Annotated in this window: 4 protein-coding genes; 2 read left to right on the plus strand and 2 right to left on the minus strand. The window is 72.2% G+C overall.

The genetic code is table 11. The features are described from left to right. The coding region (locus ACTHMS_RS15090) for a 4-hydroxy-3-methylbut-2-enyl diphosphate reductase (RefSeq protein ID WP_440307496.1) at positions 1-826 on the plus strand (826 nt) is incomplete at its 5' end. 10 nt (positions 827-836) lie between these two features. Here ACTHMS_RS15090 and ACTHMS_RS15095 read toward each other — a convergent pair. Both ACTHMS_RS15095 and rmuC read right to left on the minus strand, forming a co-directional pair. Then, positions 837-1,574, minus strand: coding sequence for a DUF6542 domain-containing protein (locus ACTHMS_RS15095; protein ID WP_440307497.1), 738 nt, complete (start codon positions 1,572-1,574; stop codon positions 837-839). 131 nt (positions 1,575-1,705) lie between these two features. Beyond that, positions 1,706-3,151 (minus strand): DNA recombination protein RmuC, encoded by a 1,446-nt coding sequence (rmuC, locus tag ACTHMS_RS15100; protein ID WP_440307498.1) that lies wholly within the window; start codon positions 3,149-3,151, stop codon positions 1,706-1,708. A gap of 69 nt (positions 3,152-3,220) precedes the next feature. On the opposite strand from rmuC, the gene ACTHMS_RS15105 reads away from it, so the two are divergent. Continuing rightward, the coding region (locus tag ACTHMS_RS15105; protein ID WP_440307499.1) for a GTPase at positions 3,221-3,693 on the plus strand (473 nt) is incomplete at its 3' end.

A 3,693-nucleotide genomic window follows, 5' to 3' on the forward strand; every position in this document is an offset into this window, starting at 1 on the left:
CAAGCACGTGGTGGCCACGCTGGAGGCGCGCGGGGCGATCTTCGTGGAGGAGAACGACGAGGTACCCGAGGGTGCCACGGTGATCTTCTCCGCGCACGGGGTGGCTCCGGAGGTGTACGAGCAGGCCCGCGAGCGTGGACTGCGCGCCATCGACGCGACCTGCCCGCTGGTGACCAAGGTGCATCAGGAGGCGAAGCGCTTCGCGGCCGACGACTACGACATCCTGCTGATCGGGCACGAGGGACACGAGGAGGTCGTCGGCACCAGCGGCGAGGCGCCTGAGCACATCACCCTCGTCGACGGCCCCGGCTCGGTCGACTCGGTCACCGTGCGCGACCCGGAGAAGGTCGTCTGGCTGTCGCAGACGACGCTGTCGGTCGACGAGACCCTCGAGACGGTGGACGCCCTGCGCAGGCGCTTCCCGCTGCTGCAGTCGCCGCCGTCGGACGACATCTGCTACGCCACCCAGAACCGGCAGGCCGCGGTGAAGCAGATCGCGCCCGAGGCCGACCTCTTCCTTGTCGTCGGGTCGGCCAACTCGTCGAACTCGGTGCGCATGGTCGAGGTGGCCGCGGCCGCCGGCGCCCGCGACGCGCACCTCGTCGAGAACGCCGACGCCATGGACGAGGGGTGGCTGGACGGCGTATCGACGGTGGGGCTGTCGTCCGGCGCGTCGGTGCCCGAGATCCTGGTGCAGGAGGTGCTCGCCTGGCTGGCGGCGCGGGGCTACGGCGACGTGCAGGAGGTTTCGCACACCGAGGAGCGGCTGGCGTTCGCCCTGCCGCAGGAGCTGCGCCGCGAGCTGCGGGCGGCGCCGCGGGGCTGACCCGCGCGGGTCAGCGCTTGGTCAGCTGTCGCACCACCGCGATGAGCAGGACCGCGGTGGTCGCCGTCGCGATGGCGGGGAACCCGTAGACGAGATAGTTCAGCGCCGCGTTGATGACCTCGGTGCGGTTGTCCAGCCCGCCGGAGCGCAGGTAGAGCATGAACATCGCCGCCGCCGAGTAGACGATCGGCGGCGACAGGACGATGAGCAGCATGCTCGACCGCCGCACGGCCAGGATGGCGATGACGGAGGCGGCGACGATGCCGATGTTGAAGCCGCCGCGCACCTGCACGTTCGTCGCGGTGTCGATGATCCCGCCGATCGCCGCGATGACGACCAGCACGAGCAGCGCGGCCCAACCGGGGAGCCCGCGTTCGCGGCGCTTCGGTGTCGCGTCGGGGTCGGGGGCGTAGCCGGCGGAGGCAGCCGCGTACCGGTCGGCGACCGTCGCGCCCGCGAGCGCGGGTTCGCCAGGGCCGCGACCCCACGGCGCGCCGCCGGTGCCGCGGTCGGTGCCACGGTCGGTGCGCTCGCCGCGCCGCCCGACCGGGACGCCCTGGTCGGCGCGGCCGCCGCGCGGGCCCTGCGCCCGCGTCGCGCCCTGCCCGGACGAGGCCTGGTGACGGCCCCGCCCCCGGCCACGCGGGTCGAGCTCCGGCGGTAACGGCGGCAGGTCGGTGGCGCTGCGTCCGTTCGCGCCCGTGCGACCGGTACGACGGTCGGCGTCGGGCGTCGACGGGTCGGACACGGGCGCTCCCACGGATAACGGACGGGTAACTTCACCCCAACGCTACCTGCGTGAGCTGAGGAGCGGGGCCCGGCGCGCAGCACACCGTCAGGTAGTGGACAGGGGCGCCCCGCCACCGAGCCCGATGTCGATCATGTCCCGGTCGGCAGCTCCGGCTGCGGGAGGCTGATCACGCGGGTCTGACCCGGCCGCCCGGGCGGCGCGGCGGCGAGTTCCGGCGCGGTCGTCGGCCGGGGCGTCGCGTCCAGCGGCTCGAGGCGGGGGAGTTCGGTGCCCGCGTCGACCACGCCGAGGTCGTTCATCTGCCGCGCCTTGGACAGCACCATGCGCTCCATCGAGCCGACGGCGGAGTTGTACGACTCGACCGAGTTCTTGAGGCTGCGGCCGAGCTTGTCGAAGTGGTTGCCGAGCGTGCAGAGCCGCTTGTAGAGGTCGCGGCCGAGTTCGTGCACGTGCCGCGCGTTGGTCGCGAGCGCCTCCTGACGCCACGAGTAGCTGATCGTGCGCAGCAGCGCGATGAGCGTCGAGGGGGTGGCCAGGACGACGTTGCGGGCGAACGCGTGCTCCTGCAGCGTCGCGTCCTCGCGCAGCGCCGCGTCGAGGAACGCGTCGGCCGGCACGAAGCACACGACGAACTCGGGGGTGCACTCGAACAGGTCGGGGTACCGCTTGCCCGCGAGGCCGTCGATGTGGGTGCGCAGGTGCCGCGCGTGCGCCTTCATGCGCTCGTCCCGGGTGCGCTCGTCGCGGGCCTCCATCGCCTCGAGGTACGCGGCGAACGGCACCTTGGCGTCGACGACGATCGTCTTGCCGCCGGTGAGGCGGACGACCAGGTCGGGTCGCTGCTTCGCGCCGTCGTCCGAGGTGCGCGTCTCCTGCGTCACGAAGTCGACGTGCTCGGTCATGCCGGCGGCCTCGACCACCCGCTCGAGCTGCATCTCGCCCCAGCGGCCGCGGGTCTGCGGCGCGCGCAGCGCCGTCACCAGGGCGGCGGTCTCGAGCTTGAGCTGCGCCGACGACTCGCCCATCATCCGCAGCTGCTCGCGCAGCGCCGACTCGGACGTCGTGCGCCCACGTTCGACCGCCTCGAGCTGCTCGTGCACCTTGCCGAGCGACTCGCGCAACGGCGCGACGAGGTGCTCGATCGCCTCCTGGCGCTTGGCGAGGTCGCCACCGGCCTGGGTGGTCGCCTTCGCCAGCTGCGCCTGCGCGAGCTGGACGACCTGCTCGGCGTTGCGTTGGAGCACCTCGGCGGCCTGCGCGCCGAACAGCTCCTTCAGCTGGGTCTCGTTGCGGCGCAGCAGGGCCTCGGTGCGATCGGTCTGGCGCTGCTCGTGCTCGAGGGCGGTACGCAGCTCGGCGAGCTCGACCCGCGCCTCGGCCAGCTCGTCCGCCACGGCGGCGCGGTCGGCGCGGGCGGCGGCCTCGGCCTGCCGCAGCGCGATCTCGAGGTCGGCGGTCGCGCGCCGGCCGGCGGCCTCGAGCTCGACGGCGGCCTGCCGCCGCGCCAACGTCCAGCCCGCGCCGAGGCCGGCGACGAGCATCAGGACGGCGAACACCAGTGCGATCAGTTCCATGCGTCCGATGCTCACACCACCCTCTGACAATTTCGGCGAGCCACGCGCACGTCCGTAGACTGGCGGCCCGTGGCCCTCACCATCGGAATCGTCGGACTCCCCAACGTCGGCAAGTCGACCCTGTTCAACGCGCTGACGAAGAACGACGTCCTGGCCGCGAACTACCCCTTCGCCACGATCGACCCGAACGTCGGCGTCGTCGGCGTGCCGGACAAGCGGTTGGCGGTCCTGGGCGAGATCTTCGCGTCGGCCAAGATCGTCCCGGCCACCGTCAGCTTCGTCGACATCGCCGGCATCGTGCGCGGTGCGAGAACGGGGGAGGGGCTAGGCAACAAGTTCCTCGCGAACATCCGGGAAGCGGACGAGATCTGCCAGGTCATCCGGGCGTTCAGCGATCCGAACGTCGTCCACGTCGACGGCAAGATCGATCCGGCGAACGACATCGAGACCATCAACACCGAGCTGATCCTCGCCGACCTGCAGACCCTCGAGAACGCCATGCCGCGGCTCCAGAAGGAGGTGCGCCTCAACAAGGAGCGCGC

It is taken from the genome of Jatrophihabitans sp. (assembly GCF_051960575.1).
GTDB lineage: Bacteria > Actinomycetota > Actinomycetes > Mycobacteriales > Jatrophihabitantaceae > JBQCEE01.